We start from the raw sequence: 23,358 nt of genomic DNA on the forward strand, positions 1-23,358 counted from the left end.
CCGCCAGGTTCAACAAAAAATCGCCACGCTCTGCCGGCCTGCAGTAACGAGCTCTCCATCGCGGTTCCAGACCAGCATATCCTGACTGGAGTAACCGTCGCCCGCATGCTCCGCGCGCGATTGAAGCAGCCACCAGCCATCGCGGGTTTTCGGTTCATCGCAAAGCACATTCACCATCCAGGTCATGGAGCTGATCGGCGCAAATTCTGTGAACATCGGCATGAGCGCAGGCGGCGGCATGTCGGCGAGCGCCAGAAGCGCGACGATGCCGTTAGCGTTTTTATCGGTGTGGCGCACCCAGATGTAATGATCGTGCTCTTTTGAGCCGCTGACAGGACGCCCACCCTTGGCGAGCCGGCTGTCGAAATGGCTGGTGAAATGCGGCGCACCAGACGGCGGCGCAAAAGCCTCGCAATCATCCGGCGCAGGCATTTCAGGTGACGGCGTGAAATTGCGGTTCCATTGTGAAGGACGCGCACCGCCAAAAGCAAAGGCGCAGCGCGTGGCAAGACCCTTCTCACTGCTGACATCGGCCTCCACAAAGGTAACCGACTTGCCCTGACGCAGCGCTGTCGCCTTCGCCTCAACTACCCCGCCCGCGGGGCCAATGAACGACACCATCGCCGAGCGCAGAGGCGGCGCATCGGGAAACGTGCGCCGCGCCGCTTCAAGCCCGATCGCGGCGGAAAGCCCGCCATAGGTGGTGCGGCCCTGCATCCAGTTCGGCGGGATCGTTAGCGAAAGGGCGCCGCCGTCAAATGCGGCGCCGGTCATCAATTGTGAAAAGGATTGGGTCATGGGCGCTCTATGCGGTGCGAGAACCTGTCTCGGCAACACCGGGATGCAGCGCCAGCTTCATCACCCTCCACCGCCGGGGATTAACCCTCCCGCCCTTTTCCGGTAGACTGGCGCGGGTGGATGAAAAACCCTGTATTTTCGCAGGGTTGCATAGGGGGTGATGGGCATGGGCGCGAAGGAGAAGAACGGGCCGGCTTTCCAGGGCCTGCGAAACGGCGCGGGGAAAATACTCGCCTGGTTGCCTTTTTCGTCACGCTTTTCCGCAAAGGCTCCAACGCCGACGGCGCCATCCGCAAACAGCGCCTTCGCGGCGATGGACCCTACGGTGGCGCTCTTTCCGGGGGACAGCGAAGAACCAAAGGCGCCCGCCGCATCCCTGTCACTCGCCGAACGCCTGCGCCAGAGCGCTGACGGCGTCTCCCAGCGCGACCGCGCGCTCTTTGACATCGCCGCGGACTTGAGCGCCGTCAGCGACAGCCGCAGCGAAGGCGAAAAAGCGGTCTATGTCTGGACCGTACGCTTATTCATCGGCTGTTTTCTCATGTTCATGTGGTTCCGCATGCAATATAAAGCGGCCCTTGCGTCAGACGGCGGCGCGGCCGTGGTGCGAGATGCGCCAATCGACCATTACATCACGATAGCCAATGTTTTCGGCGGGATCGGCCTGCTGCTCGCCGCCGCTGCGCTTTGCATGCTTATTCTGATCTTCTCGCTCGGCAACGCCACGAACGGCAAACTGCGCCGTGCGGGCCGGGAAGCCGGCGCCAAACTCGCCGCCTCGTCACGGGCGTTCTCGGAAGAACTGGAACAATATCGCAACATTATTACCGACCCGAACAAATCTGCGGTGGATATTCTCCCCGTTGTCTCCCAGGCGCATCTTTCAGCGCTCGCCGCCAAACTCTATTTCCGCCGCATCTCTTTCCTGACCGAAAGCGAAACCGCGGAAGCCAATCGGTTTGGCGACACCGATTCGCATTTTTCACGCTTCCTGGCGTTGGGCGGCGGCGGCGCGGGCGGGGTTTCGCTTACCAGTTTCATGCTTTGGGTGACCATCGCTTATGTCGCGGGCGCCGGCACCACTTACTATGTGCTGCCGCAGCTGGCCGAAGGCGGCCTACCGTCCATCGCCGCCGTCGTTGATTATGATTGGGCATGGCAGCCTCTCTTCGTCGCCCTGACCGTCTACGCCCTGACCGGGCTCCTTGTGTCACTGCTTTTCGGTCTGATCAGCGCTGGCGAGCTTTCGCGCGCCCGGGCCCAAGCGCTCGACGCCGTGCGCAGCGCCTATCTCAAGGCTGGCGGGCCCACCTCCGCCAACATCACCGAAAAAGTGGACAACGCAGTCGATGTTCTGCGCGGGCGCCTGACCGGTCAGGGCGCGCGCCGCACGAATCACGCCGGCGCGGATTATACCGCCAATTCGGCTGAAACCGACGAACCCGAATGGCGCCGCCGCGATTCTTCGGTGAAATTCATCGACGCCGGCTTTTCCCCGGCGCCGGAAAGCTGGCGCACGGACGCTTTCGCCAAAAAATTTGAGGCGCACTCAATGCGTGGCTCGGAGGCGAAACGAGGCGGCGAAGGCGCGAAAAAGCGCGGCCGTGATTAACTCTTAAGGCGCAAACAGTACGCCCTGTTAAGACCTCCTTAACCAAAAACTTTTGCCCACGGACCAACTTCATGTTGACGTTAGGCTGAGGCTCTATCACTATATGTTGTGTCGACGCGGGGCGTTGGCGATTCACAACAGAAACGGAAAGCCGCGCCGGATGCGGCCCCATTTGGGCAATCCGGGCTGAGGGTTTTTGCGCGCCTTTTCGAAGGCGAAAGTATAAAGGGACGGGGCACGAATGTCGTTCTCAGAAGCCGCCAAAGAGATGGAAACCACCGCAGCAGGCGCAGCGCCGCAAGGCCAGGCCGACGCTAAGCCGGAGACCCAGAAAGAGGCCAAGAAACCGGCCCTTAAGGTGGTGCGCGACATCGTTGTCGACCGTTCCCGCGACGCGCTCCTCACCGAGTTCGGCAAGACCACCATGGAGGATCGCTATCTCCTCCCCGGCGAGTCTTTCCAGGATATGTTCGCCCGGGTGGCGCGCACCTATGGCGACGACGCCGACCACGCCCAGCGCGTTTATGACTACATTTCCAAGCTCTGGTTCATGCCCGCGACGCCGATCCTGTCCAATGGCGGCGCGAATCGCGGCCTGCCCATTTCCTGCTTCCTGAACGGCGTCGGCGATTCGCTGGGCGACATCGTTTCGACCTGGAATGAGAATGTGGCGCTGGCCTCTAATGGCGGCGGCATCGGCACCTATTGGGGCAATGTCCGCTCCATCGGCGAGAAGGTGAAACACGCCGGCGCGACGTCAGGCATCATCCCGTTCATCCGCGTGATGGATTCACTGACGCTCGCGATCTCTCAAGGCTCCCTGCGCCGCGGCTCGGCCGCCTGCTATCTCGACGTCCACCACCCGGAAATCGAGGAGTTCCTCGAAATCCGCAAACCGTCGGGCGATTTCAACCGCAAGTCCCTGAACCTGCATCACGGCGTCAACATCACCGACGCGTTCATGATCGCCGTTCAGAATGACGAAGAGTTCGGCCTGCGCTCGCCGAAGACGGGCGAAGTCTTGCGCACCGTTTCCGCGCGCAAGTTGTGGCAGAAAATTCTCGATGTGCGCCTCGCGACGGGCGAGCCTTATCTCCTGTTCTCCGACACGGTGAACAAGCAGATGGCCAAGCACCAGCGCGATCTCGGCCTCAAGGTTTCGACCTCCAATCTCTGCTCGGAGATCATGCTCCACACCGGCAAGGATCACCTTGGCGAAGAGCGCACAGCCGTTTGCTGCCTCTCCTCGATCAACGCCGAGAAATATCAGGAGTGGAAAGACGAGCCGCAATTCATCGAGGACGTCATGCGCTTCCTCGACAATGTCCTGCAGGATTTCATCGACCGCGCGCCCGAAGCCATGGCCAAGGCGAAATACTCCGCCATGCGCGAGCGCTCGGTGGGCCTCGGCCTGATGGGCTTCCACTCCTTCCTGCAATCCATGAACATTCCGTTCGAGAGCGCCATGGCGAAGTCATGGAACACGCGCCTGTTCAAACACATCCGCATGGGCGCGGACGCGGCCTCGGTGGCCCTCGCCGAAGAACGCGGCGCCTGCCCCGACGCGGAAGAGCGCGGCGTCAAGCAACGCTTCTCCCACAAAATGGCGATCGCCCCGACGGCGTCGATCTCGATCATCTGCGGCGGCTGCTCGCCCTGCATCGAGCCGATCCCGGCCAACGTCTTCACCCACAAAACTCTCTCCGGCTCCTTCACGGTGAAGAATGTGGCGCTCAAAGCCCTGCTCGAAGAAAAAGGTCAGGACACAGACGACGTCTGGACCTCGATCCTTGAGCATGAGGGATCGGTGCAGCATCTGGAATGCCTGACGCAGGAAGAAAAAGACGTCTTCAAAACCGCCTTCGAACTTGACCAGCGCTGGGTGATCGAGCTTGCCGCGGACCGCACGCCCTATATCTGTCAGGGCCAGTCGGTGAATGTGTTCCTGCCGGGCGACATCGACAAATGGGACCTGCACATGCTGCACTGGACGGCGTGGGAGAAGGGCTGCAAGTCGCTTTACTATTGCCGCTCGAAATCAATCCAGCGCGCGGGCTTCGCCGGCGGCACCAAAGCCGCCAATGACGCGCAGGCCGCGAGCGACCTCGCGCAAGCGCGCGCCGCGATGCCCGATGGCGGCGAAGCGGAGAACCTCGCGGAAATGATGCTCGCCGCCGCGAAAACGGATTACGATGAGTGTCTGGCTTGTCAGTGAGGTGAGATGGCCGACGGAAACCTTCCTACAGAAACAGATAAAAACGGTAGCTTTCTAGAAAAATTCGGAAAGACGCTTTCCGATGCCATGTTTCCGAACATAAGAGAAAACGTAGATAAAGCTCTCGGACGCGTTATTGGTGCGTCAGGCGAGCTTTGCGCCACATTGATAGACAATGAAACTGAAAAACTGAAAACCCGCAAGGATGCGCGCGTAGTAAGTATTCGCTCAATCAATAACGCAGCCAATGATAAAAACTTAACAGACGATGACATCATCTCCCGGGCCGCATCTTATCAGGCTCAGAGGACTCTTAGGCAGCAACTTAACAGAGAGAAAATCTGTAAGGCAGCCGCAGAAGAAATCGGAGAAAACCCGCCCACAAAAGACGCTGCAGATTCCATCGATGACGACTGGTTGGAGCAATTTTCGCGTCATGCGGAAAAAGTGTCCTCCGAACAAATGCAACGGCTTTGGTCAAAAATATTAGCTGGAGAAATAAAAACCCCCGGACGCTTCAACTTCCGAACTATGGATTTCATTTCCAAATTATCCCGACAGGAAGCAACATTAATTTCAAGCGTTTTCCCATTCGCCACTAGCGGTGGTGAAATAATGTTGCCGGAAGAACTCTGCAAAGAAAAGTTTACTGAATTTTTGACGCTTGAAGAACTTGGCTTGATCTCGGGCAGCCTTTCCGCATTTGGGGGAATCGCAAAAAGTTACGATATGAAAGGGCAGGAAAACGAATATCACTCAATCAGATTCGGCGACATAGCAGTTGTCTTTTACAAAAAGCCTGACGCAAATGATTTAGCCATTCCCATCATAAAATTCTCATCTGTGATGACAGAAATCATGTCTCTTTGTGACTACAAAACAGACCGCGAACATGTTCGGAAAGTCATAGACTTTATTAAGGGAAAAAATTTCCGGGTAAGGTCAGGATTTGCATTGGACCGTCCTGATGGAATGTTTCAGCTAATTGAAGTTTCAATTTAACCGGCAATAGCAAATTAGCATAGTAGCGCGAGCTAAAGCCCGCACTCTAAATCTCGGCAAACGATCTCAACGCCGCCTCCCCACGCTTTAAGCGTGGGGTCCAGCGCCCGTGCTTTCGATTCATTGCGGCGGTGCGCAAGCGGGCGGCGCAGGAGATGGCCCCCACGGTCAAGCCGTGGGGAGTCGCTCTTGTTGAAACGGCGTGCAGCACACAAGCGCTGCTATCTAAAAATACTCTCCACGGTTCGAGCCATCATAGCGGCCCGATTTCAGGCAGCATTTCTTGAAATCTGCGCCCTGATCCGCACGGGCATAGATCGTTACGGCCGAGCTTTTCCATAAGCTCAACCTCTCCGCCTTTTATCGTGCGAAGCCCGCGCTTGACGCTTGTTTCCGAGGGGAACCCCTTTCGGCGTTTAGACGAACGCCCGAAAGCAGGGGAGGTGTTCGATGTCGCGTTTGTTTTTCATGACGCCCTCCATTGGCTGCGAAGGGCCGCTACCTATTGGCTGCCCAATGGCGGGTCAAGGCCCGCCCTGCCCAAGAACATCTCCCCCGCCGTCATCCCGTGCGCGGCGCGACATGAAATGACGTGGCGCAGACACGGGATCGTTGTCGGTGCTCGCGCTTCATGGCGGCCGGTCCCGTGTCTGCACAGCAGCGCTTCGCGCCGCAGTGCGCACGGGATGACGGAGTTTGTGGCGTCACTTCGTGCTGCGCAGCACACGGGATGACGGGAGCGGCTACTGATTGAGAGTCTCGTAGAGGTCGCGCCAGTCCGGGTTCATCTTGTCGACAAGCTGGTTCTTCCACGCGCGGCGCCATTTCTTGACGCGTTTTTCATGAGCGATGGCGTCTTCGATGCGGTCAAAGAATTCGTAATAGACGAGCTTTTTAAGGCCGTAGCGGCGGCAGAAGGATGACCCGATTGCCTGCCGGTGCTGATAAACGCGCTCGCCGAGATTGGCCGTCACGCCGGTATAAAGCGGGCCGTCTGGTTTCTCACCGATGAAATACACATAGCCGGACATTCGCCGGAGGTTAGGTCAATGAAACGGCGCCGTCATCCCGTGCGCACTGCAGCGCGCAAGCGCTGCTGTGCAGACACGGGATCGCTGTCGGGGTCGCGCGCTCTTACATCGAGCGATCCCGTGTTAGCAGCGCATCACTTCGTGCTGCGCGGCACACGGGATGACGAAGGGGTGATGGGGGCCGGCCCAGCATACACCCAAACCGGAACCCGTGGATAAGTTTTCACGGGTGTTCGCGAGGCCTTATAGTGCTTGGCGATCCGGGTATGGAGAGGCGTTGTCGCGACCGTTCTTCAACGATCCGAATTGCAGCGCGCAAGGGTGGGCGACCCGCGATACGGAGGGACGCCCATGCTTGCCGGCCGCAGAGCCCGGGCTTTCTCATGGCTTAACGTCTGGCGGGTAAAACCGTCCGGCGGTCATGATTACGGCCGGGTCAGCCGGTTCGATAAAACGCTGCTGGCGCGGGACGCAAAACGTCCATGTGCTTACTTAAGCGACGAGGATGTTTTACGTCTCGCGCACCCTCTCCACCTTATCCACTCGCTTTCGCAGGAAAGGCGGTGACGATTGTCTATGGACGATGCGGAAAGGGCGTATAGGCAGGCGCTGTTACGCCGCCTGTTTGATCTCAACCAGCGTCAGGCCGAAATGCAGATCCTGGCCGGCGAGCGGGTGATTGCCGTCGGCGACGACCGCCTCCTCACTGACATCAGTGATGGTGAGATTGACGGTGGAGCCGTCCTGCATCTTCGCCGAAAGCTGAAGCCCCGGTTGCGGGGGCTGATCGGCGGGGAGTTGCGCACGCGGGATCTGGACCACCATTTCCTCGCGGCGCGGGCCAAAGGCGTTGTCGGAGGGCACGGTGACCGATTTTTCATCGCCGACCGCCATGCCGTCGAGAGCGGTTTCAATCTCGGGGAAGATTTCCGCCTGACCGAGAGTGAGGGTTTGCGGCCCTTCCTTTTCGGTGCCGCCGACGACGCGTCCGTCGCCCGTGCGCACGACATATTCAATGGCGACGATGTCGCCTTTCTTGGCTGTGGTCATGGCAATTGCCTTTCGTCTTTTGGTTCGTGTCGCACCCGATCGCGAAAACGATCTAGCCAAAGACGCGCGGCCGGTCGGCGCGCATGTCCCTTGCTGGCGCGGGGCGCGGAGATGCGCCATCTCGCTCAACGCCCCTCAACGGACGCGAGAAGAAAAGCCGGCCAGATATGAAGGCGCGATTGCGGCGCCGGGCCAGCCTGAAGTCAGGGTCAGACCTCGCAAATGGGGCCTTGCGGGTCAAGCCGCAAGAGGCGCATTCAGTGCATGCGTGGCCCGGTTCTGGCGATGCGTGCCCCTGATGCGTCCATGTGAACCCATGCTCAAAGCCTGGCCGCGCAGTAGACTAAACGTGAAATCAGCGATGGAGCCGCCCATGCCCCGCCAGTTGGCCGTTTTGAGCCTTGCCGCCGTTTTCGTTCTCACGGCCTGCACACATGAAGAAACGCCGCCGCCAGCGCCCGCCCCGGAAGACATCACCGCCGCGCGCGCAGCGGCGGACGCCCTCGGCGCGCAACTGAAGGCCCGCCTTCTCAGCGCCATCGAGACCGGCGGGCCCGTCGCGGCGATCGACGTCTGCAAACTGGAGGCGCCGGAGATCGCCGCCGGTTTGTCGGGCGAAACCGGTCTGCGCGTCGGGCGCACCGCCCTGCGCTGGCGCAACCCGGCGAATGCGCCGGATGATTATGAACGCACGGCGATGGAGACTTTTCTCGCCGAAATCGACGCGGGCGCAGACCCCGCGGCGCTGGAGCTTGCGGAAATTGTCACGGGCGCCCAAGGGCGCCAACTGCGGTACATGAAGCCGATCATGACCGGTGGACCATGCGTCCTGTGCCACGGAACGGATATTTCCAATGAGGTGAAGGCCGCGATCCTTGAACGCTATCCAGATGATCAGGCTACGGGATTTGCGCCGGGCGACTTTCGCGGCGCCTTCACGATTACAAAGGATCTTGAGAAATGAACCCGCTCGCTCTTTTCGCCGGACTGGTTGGATTTTTCGCCGTGGCGCTCGGGGCCTTCGGCGCGCACGGGCTCGATGGCCGATTATCGGCCGAGGCCCATGGCTGGTGGGAGACAGCGACATTTTACGCCCTGACCCACGCCGTCGCCGCGCTCGCATTATCGCTCAACGACCTTCCGCCGCTGCGCCGCGCCGGCTGGGCGTTTGTTCTGGGCACCGTCATTTTTGGCGGATCGCTCTATGCGATGGCGCTCGGCGCGCCGCGCTGGTTCGGCATGATCACGCCCCTCGGCGGGCTGTCGTTGCTCGCCGGCTGGGCGCTCGTGATCATTACGGGCTTGCGCAAGCGCTAGTGACGCGCACGTATGAACAGGCTCGTCGCGCCAATAAAGGACATGACGGCGATAAACCCGATCAACAGGATTTCCAGAATACCCATCGCTCTCTCTCCCCAGACAAATCGATGTCTGTCTATTGGGGTTTCCAATTGCGGTCGAAATGGGGCGGCCCGGCGGCCTTACAAGGGCCTTTAACGATCACGCCTGCGTGCGTGCGGCGAGAGGCGTTTTTTGGGCGGCGAATTGTTTATGGCGGGCGCCTATTTGGTGCCCGGCTCCATCGCTTTCAAAAGCACCCGGCCGAAATCGGCGATCATCGCGAACATGCCCATGGCGTAACCGCGATGGATCGCGCCGGAGCCCTGATAAATGTCATACATCAGATAGCCCACGGCGCCGATGATCGCGATCCGCGCAATAAAAGTGGCGGTGAAATTGATCGTCTTGGCGGCGAGACGCTTTTTGCGTTGTTCCGGCGTCTCCATCGCCGCGCCGCGCGGACGCATCCGAGACAGGTCGGGCTGAAGCTCCACACGCATGCGCGGCGCGCTTTCCGGCGCCGCGGCCGGGGCCGCTATAGCAACGCCCCCGCCGGCAATATTGGCAAGGCGGTCGGCGCTGATGCGCGGCGCCTCCTGCTTTTTCGCAAAGGCCATGGGTCTCTCCCCTGACAGACGATCACTTTGGCGAACAAGAGATTGAAACCGCGTCAAAGGAATAGGAGTAATTTTATAGAGCGCTCCATCGTAAACACCCGCAAAGAAAAAGGGCGGCAACCGCCGCCCTTTTCCTAGTCCCCTCTTTTCAGCCCCTCTGGCGCATCCGGCTTTTAGAAGCTCTTACGCACTGTCACGCCATATGTACGCGGCGCGTTGGTGTAACCGGAGACACTGCCTGTCTGGGCGACGGTCGGGAAGCCCTGGAGGAAGTACTCGTCATCGGTAAGGTTGCGGCCCCAGACCATCACCTCGAAACCGTCCTGGGTTTCAAAGCCGATACTGGCATTCAGCACATTGACTTCACGAGTAATGCTAGCCGGAATATTCTCAATGAGGGCAACGTCAGACTCATAGAGATATTCGATGCGCGCATATCCGCCCCAATTGTCGTTCACGTTGAAGTTATAAGTCGCCGAAGTCGACAGGCTAACTTCGTGAACACCGGGCACGCGAGTGCCGGACAGGTCGCGGAAGCGTTCGCCCATGCTGCAATTGACCGTATCAAACGGTGTGCAACCGGCCATTGTGAACGACTTGTATTCCGGGTCAAGATAGGTCAGCGCAAAAGTCAGCGTCAGCGGATTCCAGGGAGAGTAAAGCGATTCAATTTCGAACCCTCTCGATGTCTGCTCACCCGCATTTGCGAGGTCAAAACCGACGCCATTAAAGACGTTAGACTGGAAGCCTTCGATCTTCTGATCGAAAAGCGCGATGTTGACGTAACCGCCGTCGAAATTGGCCTTCAGGCCAAGCTCCAGAAGACGCACATCTTCCGGGGATGCAACACGTCCGAGCCCGGAAGCGTCGACAGGCGGGCGTGAGTCGGAAGACAGGTTGAAAGCGCCGGCCTTATAGCCTGTTGCATAAGTGAAATACGCATTCAGGCTGTCCGTGAGGTCATAAGCGATACGCGCCGTCCAGGCGATGTCATTGCTATCGAGCCGGCCGGTATCGAACGGGTTTGTCGGATCCGGGAAGTTGGTCTGCGGTGCAAAGAATTGAACCGCCGATAACCCTGTCAGACCAATCAGCGGGTTCAGCGTAGGATCAAGCGCGATGCCGCCTTGAGCCGTCGCCACCGCTGTCGCCCGATCTGCTGCAAAGCCCATGGGATCGAACGCTGCATATGTGCCAGCCGCCGTGAAAAACGGAATCGGGTTTGCAGGGTCGAAGGCTACAGGACCGCCATAGGCGCCCGGGATCGCGCCACCTAGGATCGTCGCCGCGACGAAGGAGCCGCCCGTGGACGCAAAACTCGTCAGATCGAAATTGGAGAATACGTCTGTCAGATTGCTGACGCCGGTCGCGGTTTTGCTGTCGTCAATATAGGCGATGCCACCGGAAATCGTCAGGCGGTCGGTCAGTTCAAAATCGACCTGACCAAAGATAGAATAGGACTCGTTGTCCATATTGTAGGTGCCTTCAACGCCGGTGCCTGGCGCAAAGGACGAACCAAACGCTAAAGCGTCAACGCCAGCGCTGCCCATGGGCAGGAATTCCGGGAACAAGGCGCCCGGACCCGTCGTCAATGCCTGGGCCAACTGCGAAACGCCTTCAACCTGGGTCAGGCTCACGCCGGCGCCAGAGATCAGGAAGTCAATGTTGGCGCGCTCTTGTGCGCCAAAAATAACGTCACGCTGAAGGAACACATCTTCATTGAAGTAGAATGCGCCAACCATCCAGTCGAAGCGGTTGTCGCCGACGGACGAAAGACGAATTTCCTGAGTGAAGGTTTCGTATTTACGATCCTGCGGGTTCTGGGCGAGATCGGCGCCGCTGAAGTCGACGTCTGTATTGGCGTTGTCGGACTGTTCGCGATAGGCCGTGATCGAAGTCAGCTGAGCGAAGCCGTCTCCAAGTTCCCAATCGGCTTGCAGCGAAATACCCTTACCCGTGAGTTTGTTGTTGGTTGCGGTATCGACAGCGACGTTGCGCGAGAACGGATCGGTGCCGTCGGAGATTTCCTCGCCAAGCCCGAATGGCGGCGGCGCTGCGAGCACTTGCGTCGCGGGACCGTTCAAGATCGTCACGGCGCCGCAGCAGTTCTCGTCAATCTTGTTGTAGTCGCCAATCACGCGGAAGGTGAGCGCGTCGCTTGCTTCCCACAGAAGCTGACCGCGAAGCGCCCAGCGATTGCGTTCATTCTGGTCAGTGCCGTCTACGATATTGGTGTAGTAGCCGTCACGCTTGTTGGCGCTGCCGGAAACCCGGAAAGCGACATTGTCGGAAATCGGTCCTGACAGCGTGCCTTTGAAAAGCATCTGGTCGTAATTGCCATAGCTCGCTTCAACATTGCCGCTCCAGTCGAAGGTCGGCAGTTTTGTGGTGATCGAAATGGCGCCTGCTGACACGTTTTTACCAAACAGGGTCGACTGCGGGCCGCGCAGAACTTCGACGCGCTCCATGGTGGGCAGGTCAAGGATTGCAGCAGCGGAACGCGACCGGTAAACGCCGTCGATAAAGACGCCGACCGAGCTTTCGATGCCGGGGTTGTTGGCGCCGTTGCCAAAACCACGGATCGTGAAGTTGGTCTGCGACGAGTTCTGAAGCTGGGTGACGCGCAGCGACGGAACGACCGTCTGCAAATCGATAAGATCGTTGATCTGCGCTTTTTGAATTGTCTCCGCACCGACGACACTAACCGCGATCGGCACTTCCTGCAGCGTCTGCGGACGCTTGGTGGCCGTAACGACGATCTCGTCGGACTGGGCCGCCGCGCCGCTTACTGCGACTGCGCCGAGCGCAACGCCTGTCAGCAGGCGCGCGGCAAATGCATTCAAATTGGAATTCATTTTCATCCTGTAACCCCTAATCTGGCCCCTCCCTGTTGGGGCATTTTTCCCGGTACTTTTTATGATGCCCGGGCGTTGAATCCTTTTCTCTCACCACCGACGCGCCGTCCAGCGACACTATGCAGGACAACTGCGCTCCGCAGGAAAGCGTTACAAAATTACAACAAGTGCGAAGGGCGCATAGCCTTGCTGCAACGCAACAAAATTTTAACGCCACATAGAATGCAACCGCATTGGTCAAGAAAGAATTAACCCTAAAGCCGCTTGGGCGTCCTAGGGTTATTCATGACAAGAAATCATCGGCGCTCATCAAGGGCGAAGGCTGCACAGCTCAGGATAGAAGGGTCACAGGATTTTTCCTTCTCTTGCTTGAGAATATTTCACAAAAGAAAAGGCGAAGCGGTTTTACCGCTTCGCCTCCTTAAAGTCAGCAGATTTATAGCCTTAGAACGAGACCTCAACCCGGCCGTAGTAATAGCCGCCCTGCCAGTCGACGATCGAGTCGGAACGGTAGATCCGGCCGCAGCAGGTTTCGCCAATCATGCCCGGGTCGGGATAGTTATCCAGAATGTTCCTAGCGCCGACAGACAGCTTGTAGTGGTCCATGAAGGTGTAACTTAGCTCAAGGTCCAACAGAAATTCCCCGTCGAATTCCTGAATTGGACCATTATCGTTTTCATACGGACCATAATAGCTGACCCGGCCCAGTGCAGTGAGCCCGCCAATATTATGGATTGCGGTGAAGATGCCGCGCCAGTTTGGCTCGCTATTGACGAAATCAAACTGGTCTTCGGCATTAAACAAAGCGTCGACGTCCCCATCGAACTCAGTTTCATTATAGTTTGCGGCAAGAGACAGGGAGGTCGTTCCTGCGCCGCCAAGATCGAAATCAGTAGTGGCGACAAAGTCGACGCCCTTGGTCACCGTGTCGAACGCGTTAGCGAAGTAGAATACGCCGCCGATCGATTCGGCGCCGGCAACACCCGCGCCTACAAGAGCCAGATAGTTGTCATAGGCTGCACCCGCCATCGGGTCCGACGAAACGTCCTGTGTCGAGATGGCGTTCACCCGGTCCTCAAGAGCAATGCGGTAAAAGTCGACCGAAAGATTGATCCCGGCGAAACTCGCCGTGACCCCAGCGGCGATGTTTTTCGATGTTTCAGGTTCAAGCGGGGAAGCGCCAAGCGCCTGCGCAACCGGGCTAGACGCCGGGAAAAGGCCCGTCGCCACAGGGAAACCATTCGGCAGACGTGTGGAAACGTTCGTGGTCCCTTGCTGTCCCGGCGTTGGCGCACGGAACCCTGTGCCATAGGAACCACGAACAGCCAACCCATCCACCAGCTCGTAACGCGTGGCGAATTTATAGATTAACTGGCTGTCGAAGTCGGAATAGTTCTCATAGCGTACAGCGCCTTGCAGAAACCAGCTCTCCGTTATGTCGGCGCTGACATCGAGGTAAAACGCTTTACTGTTCCGCGTATACTTGCCGGAAAATTCCGGGGAGTAACCCGGGAAGCCATTGGAGCCGACACCAATAACGGTGAACACCGGATCATCGGGGTCGGTGCAGTCAAGGCCAGCAACACTCATGCCCGCGGCTGTCGGGCCTGTCATACCGTCGCAAAAGTCGAACGGATCAGGCAATGCAAACGGACCGCTAGCATAAGAAGCCGGATCACCCTCTATGAGTTCATAGCTTTCCTTCATATAGCTTGCGCCGAAGCCAATCGTCAGCGGCCCTGCAAGCGCATCAAGATCGACCACTTGCGCGAGATCCGCCTGGAACTGCGCTTCTTTGTTGATGAGATCGCCCGGATAAAATTCCGTCGGCGTGTCGGGGCCAAGCGACGGGTTGACCGTATTCTCAAGGAAATATTCGATCTTGTTGACGCCCACACGGCCGGAAACATCGTAGGAGAAGCCGCCGCCGAGATCGCCGCGGAAACCGCCCGCGCCAGAATAGTCGGTCACGTCGCCATGAAATTGCGGCGTGAAGCCACCCGGGAAAATTTCGAGAAAATTGTAAACCGATCCATCTTCAAGGCGAATGTCTTCAATCGTGCCGTTGCCCGGATAGCGATAGAAGAAATTGCCGTCGGCTGTGCTGTCGGAAAAATTACCGAAGGCGTAAAACTCGACAGCATCGGAGAAGGTGTAGCCCATATTGACGAAAGACCGGAACGCTTCCGAATTCGGGCGCCCCCAGGGCTGCACAATATCGCCGTCCGCTAAAGACGCCGCTTCGACGCCGGCCGCAAAGGTCGGATCCATCGCCGCAACAGTCGGAACGCAGAACCAGCTTTCACAATATTGCTCCGCGCGCACAGTCGAATCGGAATGAGAATACTCAAGCGAGATATTGACGAACCCGTCTTCGCCGAGGCCGAAGCCCGCATTGCCGGCAAAAATATATTCAAACCCGTCGCCCTCATAAAACTGGCCGGTTTGCGCCGTGAATGTAATGCTGTCTGCTGAATCTTTCAGGATGAAATTGATGACCCCGGCGATTGCGTCAGAGCCATATTGGGCGGCGGCGCCATCCCGTAAGACTTCAACGCTTTTCAGCGCAATAGCCGGGATCGTCGCTACATCAGGCCCTTGGGTGCCGGAGCCGCCGATTGACACCAGCGCCGCGCGATGTCGGCGTTTCGAGTTGACGAGCACAAGCGTCTTATCTGTTGGAAGCCCACGCAGTGAGGCTGGGCGAATAAAGGATGAACCATCGCTGATAGGCTGGCGGCTCAAGGTGTAAGACGGCACCAGCGTCAATAATACATCGTTGACGTCGGTGTAGGAAACTCCTTCAAGATCCCCCTCACTGAAAACATCGATCGGCACCGCCGAATCCTGAACCGACCTTGGCAGGCCGCGCACGCCGGTGACCACGACTTCATCATCCGTGTCTCCTCCTTGCGCTGAAGATGGTTGAACACAGAAAAGCGCGGCCATGCATACAGACGCAAAAATCTGGGTTTTATTGAGTTTATGAGTTTTTTTCATGCGAACCCCCGCAGAGTTGATGTTAAACCGCGGACGTCGCCTCCCACCGACCAAGCGCTTATGATTGCGCTTCAGCCGAAACTTTTTCTATTCACCGCGAACACCCGGAGACCCAGGCATGTGAAGAGAATATTTCGCCGGGCGCCAATTTTTTAATCAGCACACGTCTGTATTTTCAGGTGAAAGCAAATCAATATTCTTTGCAACAGTTTTTTGACCGTTTTTTAAAATTGCCGCTTCGTGAGATTTTATCGCCACAGTAAGGTAATTCATCTGCAACAAGAAAATGCACAGCAATATCTGTATAAAGAGCATTCAGCGTTGACGCGCTTTATATCACCCATATATTAGGCGAAAATGCCAAACACATGCATGATGCGGCAAGCGCCGCAATCTGATCTATTTAACAGCTATAGCCTTTGGCAGTGCTGACACATACCGCGATAAATCTTCTATTCGCCCCATCGAAACGCGCGACCAGTTCGGCAAGCCCTGATAGGCGCCGCGAATAAAAATGCGCTCACGCGCCATTCTGTCCCGAAACACATCAGCGTCGCCTTTGACATTGATGAAAGCAAAATTTGTTTGCGAGGGAAGGCAATCAAGGCCATGAGACTGCGCGGCGACGACGACCATGTCCCGCCCTTCGATAATTCTCGCTCTCGATTCGGCCAGAAATTCGTCATCGTCATAGCTGGCGATAGCTGCGGCGAGGCCCGGCCCGCTAATCCAGGACATGATGTTGCTGCGGATGCGCGCCGTAATATCAGCGCGCGCCATCAAATAACCGACACGCAATCCCGCCATGCCGTAGATTTTGGAAAAAGTGCGCGAGACGATCACGTTCTTCCCGTCGCGCACCAGATTGATCATGGACGCCGCTTCGGGAATATCCGTCAATTCATTATATGCTTCATCGACCAACACCGTCGCACGTTTCTCAACGCGTAATATAAAGGCGCGCAGTTCGGCCGGGTCAAGAAGCATGCCTGTGGGATTGTTGGGGTTGGTGATGTGCACCAGACTGATGTCGTCATCGACAATCGACTCCAGAGCATCAAGATCAACGCCTAGATCATCTTTCATCGGCGCCGTGACGATTTTCGCGCCCTGCCGCTCGGCATATCTGACAGTTGTATCCCAGAACAGAGCCGGCGCTGCGATTTTGCCGCCATCGCGCGTCCATGATTGCGCTGCCGCGCATAACCCCTCACCGGAGCCTGCGCTGACGCTGATAAACTCACGCGGAATGCGATTTCGTTCCGCAATCATATCCACAAGATATAAGAGTGATCTGTCCGCGTAATAAGCGCCCTGTTCGGTCGCCGCACAGCCTGCTGCGATCGCTTTTTCGCTCGGGCCGTATGGGTTTTCATTTCGGGAAAGGAGCGCCACCCCAGGCGCGGGACCAAAACCGGGCCCTAGAGCGTGAGCCGCCTTGGCCGGGGTCGATTTCGGCGCCGGCGCCCCTTGCGCCATCGCGGGAGCAAGAGCAGGCGACAAAGCCGCCAGCGCAGTCGCTCGCACGAAATTCCGTCGTGTAGGCGTCGCGGCGCCTTGCTTAGCCAGCCCCATTCTTCAGCCCCTCATTGTTTTCTTCTCACCATATCGGCCAGCCCTATTCTGATGCGCCCCCGCCATCAGAACCGCGTGTCGCTTCGTAATAAGACAACCCTTCCTCGGGCGGCGCGCCCGAGAGAGCCTGATATTCTCGTTCTGAAACCGCGCTATCGAAATGCTCCAGCGTCGCCGCCTCCGCGAAATACGGCGTCCCCGGCTCCGGCTCGATCCGCGCTTGATAGGCGTCAAAAAACATCACGCCCGTTGTAAACAAAAGATAGGTGGCGAAGACGCGTTTTAAGAGGGCGGGATTCATCTTGTGCGCCACATAGGCCCCCGCCGGCGCGGTCAACGCGGTCATCGCCGTTATGGTCAGCAGGCCAATCACATTGATGTAACCAATCGAACCGGGCGGCAGCCCCTCGACGCCTTGACCGATAATGGCGAAACCGATCGCTCCCGGCACGGCGATGATAAAGCCGAACCCGGCCGCAGTCGCAATCGCACTGTGAATCGGCTTGCCAAAAAGCGTCATTACGAGAATGGCGAACGTGCCGCCGCCGATGCCCATCAGTGAGGCGAAAGATCCGACAAAAGTCGCCAGCACTGCCCGCAGCCAGCCAGTCGGCATCGTGTCGGCGACTTTCAGCGCGCCTGCACGGCCGAACATCATATAAAGACCCATGATGAAGACGCCGATTGCAAAGACCAGGGTCAGCGATTGGCCATCAATGGATTTCGCCAAGACGAGCCCCAGAAGAACGCCAAGAACAATCCACGGGGCCCAGGTCTTTAAAACCTCAAAATCGACAGCGCCGCGTCGCGCATGAGCCTGGACCGACCGCAAGGAGGTGACGATAATTGTCCCGAGCGAGGTGCCAATCGCCACATGGGTCGTCACAGACGGATCGCCGCCCATCAAGGTGAAGATCGCATAAAGAGCCGGAACGACAACAAACCCGCCGCCAATTCCAAAAATGCCGGCCGCAAAACCCGCAAACAGACCTGCCGCCAACATCGCCAGAAGGGTCGGTAAAAATTCAGCCCAATCGAGCCCGGCCATTATTTTTCCTTCCACTCACCTGCTTCGCAATCGAGCCATCATCTTCACCGGCATCACAGCCAAAGAGAACTCCGCTTCCCTGACCTCCCAGCAATGTGCGGCCGCAACACTGGCGCCGAAACAACCAGCCTGTTGTTGCGATGAGCCAAAAGAACGCAGCCCAGCGCCACACAATCGCGCGCCAGCTTGAAGACATTTCCATCCCAGAGATTGCGGTGCTTATTTTTTAAAAAGGAAGACCGCTTACAAAGTCGTAGCGCAGGAATTTATAAGTTTCAAGTTTGTTCGAATCTACGACGGCGATCTGTCGCGACAACTGCTTTCAGGGTGCGGATTAAATTATATACTCCAAACCCGCGCACTTATCATGCAACTCCTGATGATATTACGCCCCCGCGAGTCCAGCGCTTCAGAATCAGGCCGCGCCGCATCAGCGCCAAGATCAGGCACCGGCGCAAATCGATTCGTGAACATGCCCGGGCGCCGCACGCCCCTACCGGATAAATAATTAGCGGGATCATCTAAAGACGAGGCAGTCTTGGCTCACGACTTCGACATTTATCGCCTGAACGAATCCAGCGCGGCTCTAAACCCCGCAACATACCCTCTTTATACGGAGCGCCTTCCGAAGGAGAATTTCCGACTCCAAAAATTTTCATAAAGAAGATGCATTTTTTGCGGAGTTGCGATAAGATTTAAGGAAATCAAAAAAACAGGGCAGGAAACACAAACTTGCAGGCGTTTGCCGGTTGCGGGGCGCAGGCGCTTGCCAGGGTGCAAACCCTGCATCAATACAGGGGACGCAATTTGACGCCTACATTCGGAAATGGGCCCGCCTTCTGCGCATCACATCGCCCCTCTTTTGTAAGCTATCACAGCCCGGCCCCATCACAGCCAAATGGTGAAACCGCAAACCAGCCCATGTCGGCGGTTTATGGCGACAGGCGCCAGCCTCCCAACAGAATTGCCCTTTCCGTCTATCGTATGCGGCGCGTTCACACAGCCAAGTCACCCATCTTCCAAGATCAAAGGAGTTTCCATTCATGTCGATAGAACTTTCAAGACGCCTTATTCTAACCGGCGCCGCCGGCGCGACGCTGGCGGGCGCCACCCGTGCGGTCGCGGCGAAAAAGGAAGAAGCATTTCCACCCGAGGCGCTGCATCTTGACCATGCGCTGCTTGGACCAGATGACGGCATTGCGCTGCTGGCCCGCAACGAAAACCCTTATGGTCCCTCAGAGTCTGCGCTTCGCATGGTGGAATATGCCGGCAAGAAAGGTGCGTATTATCCCGGACAAGCCAACATCACCCTTGCGGAGATGATCGCCGAACGCCATGGCGTCGATCCCAAACAAATCGTCATCACGACCGGCTCAGGCGAGGCGCTTTCCGCCATCGCCGTGCTTTACGGACCGAAAGGTCCGATCGTGGCACCGCGTCTCTTCTGGGACACGACCGCGCTTTACGCCGCCCGCCTCGGCATGGCAGAAATCCAGCGCGTTCCGCTTACCGAGGATATGGGGGTGGATCTCGCCGGCATCGAAGCGGCGGTCACTGGAGGCACGGGACTGGTCCAGCTTTGCAATCCGAACAATCCCACCGGCCTTGTCTCTGATTCGAAAACCTTCAAAGCCGCGGTCAAGCGCATGGCTGCGAAAACCACCGTGCTGGTTGACGAAGCCTATATGGAGCTCGCCGACGATCCGGACGGCAACACCTGTATCGATCTAATCAAAAAGGGCGACGATGTGATCGTCTCCCGCACTTTCTCCAAGATTTATGGCATGGCGGGCCTGCGCGTCGGCTATACGATTTCTTCGGAAGAAACCGCCGAAAAAATCCGGGGGACGGCGATGTCCTGGATCGCCGGCACCGGCCTCGCCGCCGCCATCGGCGCTTATAATGACCACGCATTTCTGGACTTTTCAAAATCGAAAATTATCGAAGCCCGGCAAACGATAATGGATAAAACAGCCTCACTCGGCATGGAAACGCTGCCATCACAAACCAACTTTGTTTACTTCAAATCCGGAAAGCCGGCGAACGAAGTGCAGAAAGTTATGGAGAATGAAAAAATCATCGTCCGTGGGCAGTATATGGATTACACGGACTGGACCCGCGTTTCCATGGGCAAACTGGAAGATGTGGAACGCTTCTGCAACTTCCTGCCGGAGGCCGCTGGAGTCTAAGCCTTTGGTTTTAACAAGAGCAGAAGAACATAGCATCAGGTGATGGCGAGACGCCCTCGCCTGATGCAGGCAAAATGCAGCATCAATCGACTTAACAGTAGGCGCGGTTGAAATCGAACCGCTGGCTCTACGGTATGAAAATTGAAATCATTATTTCCAGTACTTATATTCCAAAGCACTGTACAATTGATATTTGAGATGCTTGAGCTATGTTATACCAGCGCCAAGCCAGATAAAGTGCACTGAAGGCGCACACCCGGATTTAGCGGTAATCACTCCCGTTTTTTTTTCACTCACAAACGCCGTCCTCCCAAAACCTTGCTTCGTGGATACACATTGTTAGGCTCCGCGCCTAAATACGCTTATCTTGACCAAGTTAAGGTGCCCAATCATGCTGCTCGAACGCGACAATGAGCTAACCACCTTACAACATTGCCTTGACAAAGCGAAAAACGGACGCGGGTCTGTAGTTTTGGTGTCCGGCGAAGCAGGCGTGGGTAAAACATCCCTCTTGCGAGAGTTCGCCGACAAACATGGAGAAGCCAGAATTTGTTGGGGAATGTGTGACGCCTTGTACACCCCCCAAACACTAGGCCCAATCTATGATATTGCTATTGCCCTTTGTGAAAAAACCCGCGCACTAGCCGAAAGCGGGGCGAATTCAGCGGCGCTTTTCCCAGCACTGCTTTCAGAACTCAGTAAGCCAGTCCCACAAATTCTCGTCATTGAGGATATTCACTGGGCGGATTACGCCACATTGGATTTTGTCAAATATATCGCCCGACGCATACCAGTGTTGAACACGGTCTTGATCGCATCTTTTCGGGATGATGAGGTCGACCATACCCACCCTGTTCAAACCGTATTCGGTGATCTTCAGTCACGTCATATTACCCGTATCAAAATCTCGCCGCTTTCGCAGTCGGCAGTTGAAACGCTAAACACATCGGCCGTCTATGACATCAACCATTTGATGAAAGTTACAGGCGGAAACCCGTTTTTTCTTTCAGAATTATTGGCGTTTCCGTCAGAGGACATGCGCAGCGTTCCTATTTCCATCAAGGAAACTGTAAATGCTCGACTAAATCGCCTAAAGGAAGCGGAGCGCGAATTTGTTGAATTCGTTAGCATCATTCCAGGGACAGTAGACTTGGAAATAGTCGAACATTGCATGCCGGATGCAGGAAATCTGGCGATGGCGTGTCTCAGCAAAAATATTTTAAAGCTTGATGCAGATGGCGCATTGCGATTTCGCCATGAACTTGCAAGGCTTGCCACCCTTTCTCGCCTTTCCTCCGGCAAGTTGCGCAGGCTTCATGAAGCATTGTTAAGCCAACTTGTAAAAGAGCCTGAGAAAAAATTTGCTTCACAAATTGTGCATCACGCTGAAGGCGCAGGGGACGCAAAGGCTGTACTGAAATACGCACCAGCGGCGGCGGATCAGGCGGCCACAGCGGGATCCCATCGCGAGGCGGCGGCACACCTGGCGACTGCACTGAAATTTGTTGATGACGCGGAGCCAGAGCAAGCCGCCTTTCTATATGAAAAATGGGCTTACGAGGCGGGTCTTTCTCTTCGTATTGATGAAGATGTCATTGAAGCGCGCCGTCATGCAATTACACTTTGGCGCGCACTAGGCCGCACGGAGAAAGTGGGCGACAATCTGCGCTGGCTTTCCCGGCTGCTGTGGTATCAGGGAGAAGCCGTACAAGCGAACCGCTATGCTGACGAAGCCGTACGCATTCTGGAAGACGGATCGCCGTCTCGTGAAAAGGCGCTGGCGCTAAGCTTGCGTTCACAGATACATATGCTCAACGGCCGAATGAATGATGCTATTTTATGGGGACAGAAGGCGCTGGAAGCCGCCAGCAATATCGATGGCCCTGATATACAAGCCCACGCTCTTAACAATATCGGAACCGCAAAAATATTCCTGGGCGACCGAAGAGGTCTTGATGATCTTGAGAGAAGCCTTTCTCTCGCCAAAGCCCATGACCTCCACGAAGACGCTGCCCGCGTATACACAAATCTCGCAGAATACGCAGTCGAGTTCATGGAGTTCGAGCTGGCTGAGCGCGTCTTGAATGAAGGTATCGCTTTTGACACAAAACACGATTTAGACTCATGGACATTCTATCTTGTAGGGCGCCTCGCTCAGCTACGCCTGGAAGAGGGGCGCTTTGAGGAGGCAGTGTCGATCGCCGAAAGCGTTCTTTCCCGAAAAGATCAAACGCTGCTGATGCGTTTGCCTGCGCAAATCGTTCTTGCAAAAGCGCAACTTCGTATCGGAGACGACAATGCACAACACTCGCTTGATGAAGCGTTTGAACGCGCACTTCAAACCGATGAAATCCAATATATAGCGCCGCTCCGCATCGCTTACATCGAACAGGCCTGGCTGAATAACCGCTACGACGACGCTGCGGCACATATTGATGCAATGGCGCCAGACTTTGCGGCGACGGTAAGCGAATGGTTATACGGTGAGTTCCTGTTTTGGAGTTCAAAGTGTGGATGCGCCATCCCACGAGCATCAGAACAAACATTGCCGGCTCCTTATGCAACTTACTTTGAGGGCAATGCGCCCGAGGCTTCGACGATGTTCCTCGATTTAGGAGCCCCATATCTCGCCGCCGCCATGTTGAGTGAGGGAAAGACGGAAGAAAGCCTGATAGACGGATTTGCGCTATCAAAAAAAATACAAGCCGCACCTCTGATGATGAAGACCCGGACCGCCGCGCTTAACGCCGGTTTCGACGCAAAACACTTCAAGACCCAACGCGGCCCATATAACGCTGCCCGTTCCCACCCACTCGGACTCACGAAAAAAGAGCAAGAAATCCTCGCAATGATCGTAGACGGCGCCAATAATCAGGAAATCGCCGATCAGCTCTCGCGCTCAAAGCGAACCATCGAACATCATATCTCGTCCATCTTTTCCAAGCTCAATGCATCAAACCGGATTGATGTCCTTCTGCGCGTTCAGAATGAACCATGGATCTTAGGACGGTAAGCGCCTTGAGCG

At 56.7% G+C, this 23,358-nt stretch carries 16 protein-coding genes; 7 read left to right on the forward strand and 9 right to left on the reverse strand.

Translation table 11 applies throughout. The annotated features are described in order from the left end of the window. Positions 1-9 precede the first annotated feature (9 nt). On the reverse strand, positions 10-798 hold the full coding sequence (locus ACFOOP_RS01705) for an acyl-CoA thioesterase (protein WP_379879097.1): 789 nt from the start codon (positions 796-798) through the stop codon (positions 10-12). A gap of 166 nt (positions 799-964) precedes the next feature. Here ACFOOP_RS01705 and ACFOOP_RS01710 point away from each other — a divergent pair, with 166 nt between their 5' ends. The 3 genes from ACFOOP_RS01710 (at position 965) to ACFOOP_RS01720 (ending at position 5,627) form a co-directional block, all read left to right on the forward strand. Continuing rightward, positions 965-2,410, forward strand: coding sequence for a hypothetical protein (locus ACFOOP_RS01710; protein WP_379879098.1), 1,446 nt, complete (start codon positions 965-967; stop codon positions 2,408-2,410). Positions 2,411-2,651: 241 nt separating this feature from the next. Beyond that, positions 2,652-4,625 (forward strand): ribonucleoside-diphosphate reductase subunit alpha, encoded by a 1,974-nt coding sequence (locus ACFOOP_RS01715; protein WP_379879099.1) that lies wholly within the window; start codon positions 2,652-2,654, stop codon positions 4,623-4,625. Between the two features lie 6 nt (positions 4,626-4,631). After that, entirely contained in the window at positions 4,632-5,627 is a 996-nt protein-coding gene (locus ACFOOP_RS01720) for a DUF2806 domain-containing protein (protein WP_379879100.1), read from the forward strand. Between the two features lie 253 nt (positions 5,628-5,880). Here ACFOOP_RS01720 and ACFOOP_RS01725 read toward each other — a convergent pair whose 3' ends face one another. From ACFOOP_RS01725 to ACFOOP_RS01735, 3 genes are all read right to left on the reverse strand, one after another. Further along, complete coding sequence (locus ACFOOP_RS01725) at positions 5,881-5,967, reverse strand: SEC-C metal-binding domain-containing protein (RefSeq protein ID WP_379881481.1); 87 nt, start codon at positions 5,965-5,967, stop codon at positions 5,881-5,883. Positions 5,968-6,370: 403 nt separating this feature from the next. Further along, positions 6,371-6,658, reverse strand: a complete 288-nt coding sequence (locus tag ACFOOP_RS01730) for a GIY-YIG nuclease family protein (protein ID WP_379879101.1) — start codon at positions 6,656-6,658, stop codon at positions 6,371-6,373. Positions 6,659-7,270: 612 nt separating this feature from the next. Further along, the gene (locus ACFOOP_RS01735; protein ID WP_379879102.1) at positions 7,271-7,708 is read right to left on the reverse strand and encodes an FKBP-type peptidyl-prolyl cis-trans isomerase; all 438 of its coding nucleotides are present in this window, start codon (positions 7,706-7,708) and stop codon (positions 7,271-7,273) included. 373 nt (positions 7,709-8,081) lie between these two features. On the opposite strand from ACFOOP_RS01735, the gene ACFOOP_RS01740 reads away from it, so the two are divergent. Together ACFOOP_RS01740 and ACFOOP_RS01745 are read left to right on the forward strand one after the other, a co-directional pair. Then, positions 8,082-8,672 carry a Tll0287-like domain-containing protein gene (locus tag ACFOOP_RS01740; protein WP_379879103.1) on the forward strand — a complete coding sequence of 197 codons (591 nt, stop codon included), beginning with the start codon at positions 8,082-8,084 and terminating at the stop codon, positions 8,670-8,672. Continuing rightward, positions 8,669-9,025, forward strand: coding sequence for a DUF423 domain-containing protein (locus ACFOOP_RS01745; RefSeq protein WP_379879104.1), 357 nt, complete (start codon positions 8,669-8,671; stop codon positions 9,023-9,025). Before ACFOOP_RS01740 ends, ACFOOP_RS01745 begins: the two co-directional genes overlap by 4 nt. A 245-nt stretch (positions 9,026-9,270) precedes the next feature. On the opposite strand, the gene ACFOOP_RS01750 is transcribed toward ACFOOP_RS01745, so the two are convergent. From ACFOOP_RS01750 to ACFOOP_RS01770, 5 genes are all read right to left on the reverse strand, one after another. Then, positions 9,271-9,666: a hypothetical protein gene (locus ACFOOP_RS01750; protein WP_379879105.1), complete on the reverse strand. Its 396-nt coding sequence runs from the start codon at positions 9,664-9,666 to the stop codon at positions 9,271-9,273. Between the two features lie 173 nt (positions 9,667-9,839). Continuing rightward, the gene (locus ACFOOP_RS01755; RefSeq protein WP_379879106.1) at positions 9,840-12,527 is read right to left on the reverse strand and encodes a TonB-dependent receptor; all 2,688 of its coding nucleotides are present in this window, start codon (positions 12,525-12,527) and stop codon (positions 9,840-9,842) included. Positions 12,528-12,965: 438 nt separating this feature from the next. Further along, positions 12,966-15,521 (reverse strand): TonB-dependent receptor plug domain-containing protein, encoded by a 2,556-nt coding sequence (locus tag ACFOOP_RS01760; protein ID WP_379879108.1) that lies wholly within the window; start codon positions 15,519-15,521, stop codon positions 12,966-12,968. A 399-nt stretch (positions 15,522-15,920) separates the two neighbouring features. Then, entirely contained in the window at positions 15,921-17,096 is a 1,176-nt protein-coding gene (locus ACFOOP_RS01765) for a pyridoxal phosphate-dependent aminotransferase (RefSeq protein ID WP_379879110.1), read from the reverse strand. Between the two features lie 43 nt (positions 17,097-17,139). Continuing rightward, the gene (locus ACFOOP_RS01770; protein ID WP_379879111.1) at positions 17,140-18,144 is read right to left on the reverse strand and encodes a sulfite exporter TauE/SafE family protein; all 1,005 of its coding nucleotides are present in this window, start codon (positions 18,142-18,144) and stop codon (positions 17,140-17,142) included. Between the two features lie 1,043 nt (positions 18,145-19,187). Here ACFOOP_RS01770 and ACFOOP_RS01775 point away from each other — a divergent pair. Then, a complete protein-coding gene (locus tag ACFOOP_RS01775) occupies positions 19,188-20,333 on the forward strand; it encodes a pyridoxal phosphate-dependent aminotransferase (RefSeq protein ID WP_379879113.1) in 1,146 nt (381 codons plus the stop codon). A 391-nt stretch (positions 20,334-20,724) separates the two neighbouring features. Then, positions 20,725-23,346 carry a helix-turn-helix transcriptional regulator gene (locus ACFOOP_RS01780; protein ID WP_379879115.1) on the forward strand — a complete coding sequence of 874 codons (2,622 nt, stop codon included), beginning with the start codon at positions 20,725-20,727 and terminating at the stop codon, positions 23,344-23,346. Positions 23,347-23,358: the final 12 nt, after the last annotated feature.

Source organism: Hyphococcus aureus, from assembly GCF_042643165.1.
Taxonomy (GTDB): domain Bacteria; phylum Pseudomonadota; class Alphaproteobacteria; order Caulobacterales; family Parvularculaceae; genus Hyphococcus; species Hyphococcus aureus.

What these genes read in the sequence shown, in the direction of transcription:
- ACFOOP_RS01765 (WP_379879110.1), bottom strand. Translation starts at nt 17,096, where the DNA reads ATGGGGCTGGCTAAGCAAGGCGCCGCGACGCCTACACGACGGAATTTC.
- ACFOOP_RS01740 (WP_379879103.1), top strand. Translation starts at nt 8,082, where the DNA reads ATGCCCCGCCAGTTGGCCGTTTTGAGCCTTGCCGCCGTTTTCGTTCTC.
- ACFOOP_RS01710 (WP_379879098.1), top strand. Translation starts at nt 965, where the DNA reads ATGGGCGCGAAGGAGAAGAACGGGCCGGCTTTCCAGGGCCTGCGAAAC.
- ACFOOP_RS01780 (WP_379879115.1), top strand. Translation starts at nt 20,725, where the DNA reads ATGCTGCTCGAACGCGACAATGAGCTAACCACCTTACAACATTGCCTT.
- ACFOOP_RS01760 (WP_379879108.1), bottom strand. Translation starts at nt 15,521, where the DNA reads ATGAAAAAAACTCATAAACTCAATAAAACCCAGATTTTTGCGTCTGTA.
- ACFOOP_RS01775 (WP_379879113.1), top strand. Translation starts at nt 19,188, where the DNA reads ATGTCGATAGAACTTTCAAGACGCCTTATTCTAACCGGCGCCGCCGGC.
- ACFOOP_RS01770 (WP_379879111.1), bottom strand. Translation starts at nt 18,144, where the DNA reads ATGGCCGGGCTCGATTGGGCTGAATTTTTACCGACCCTTCTGGCGATG.
- ACFOOP_RS01715 (WP_379879099.1), top strand. Translation starts at nt 2,652, where the DNA reads ATGTCGTTCTCAGAAGCCGCCAAAGAGATGGAAACCACCGCAGCAGGC.
- ACFOOP_RS01720 (WP_379879100.1), top strand. Translation starts at nt 4,632, where the DNA reads ATGGCCGACGGAAACCTTCCTACAGAAACAGATAAAAACGGTAGCTTT.
- ACFOOP_RS01730 (WP_379879101.1), bottom strand. Translation starts at nt 6,658, where the DNA reads ATGTCCGGCTATGTGTATTTCATCGGTGAGAAACCAGACGGCCCGCTT.
- ACFOOP_RS01755 (WP_379879106.1), bottom strand. Translation starts at nt 12,527, where the DNA reads ATGAAAATGAATTCCAATTTGAATGCATTTGCCGCGCGCCTGCTGACA.
- ACFOOP_RS01745 (WP_379879104.1), top strand. Translation starts at nt 8,669, where the DNA reads ATGAACCCGCTCGCTCTTTTCGCCGGACTGGTTGGATTTTTCGCCGTG.
- ACFOOP_RS01735 (WP_379879102.1), bottom strand. Translation starts at nt 7,708, where the DNA reads ATGACCACAGCCAAGAAAGGCGACATCGTCGCCATTGAATATGTCGTG.
- ACFOOP_RS01705 (WP_379879097.1), bottom strand. Translation starts at nt 798, where the DNA reads ATGACCCAATCCTTTTCACAATTGATGACCGGCGCCGCATTTGACGGC.
- ACFOOP_RS01750 (WP_379879105.1), bottom strand. Translation starts at nt 9,666, where the DNA reads ATGGCCTTTGCGAAAAAGCAGGAGGCGCCGCGCATCAGCGCCGACCGC.
- ACFOOP_RS01725 (WP_379881481.1), bottom strand. Translation starts at nt 5,967, where the DNA reads ATGGAAAAGCTCGGCCGTAACGATCTATGCCCGTGCGGATCAGGGCGC.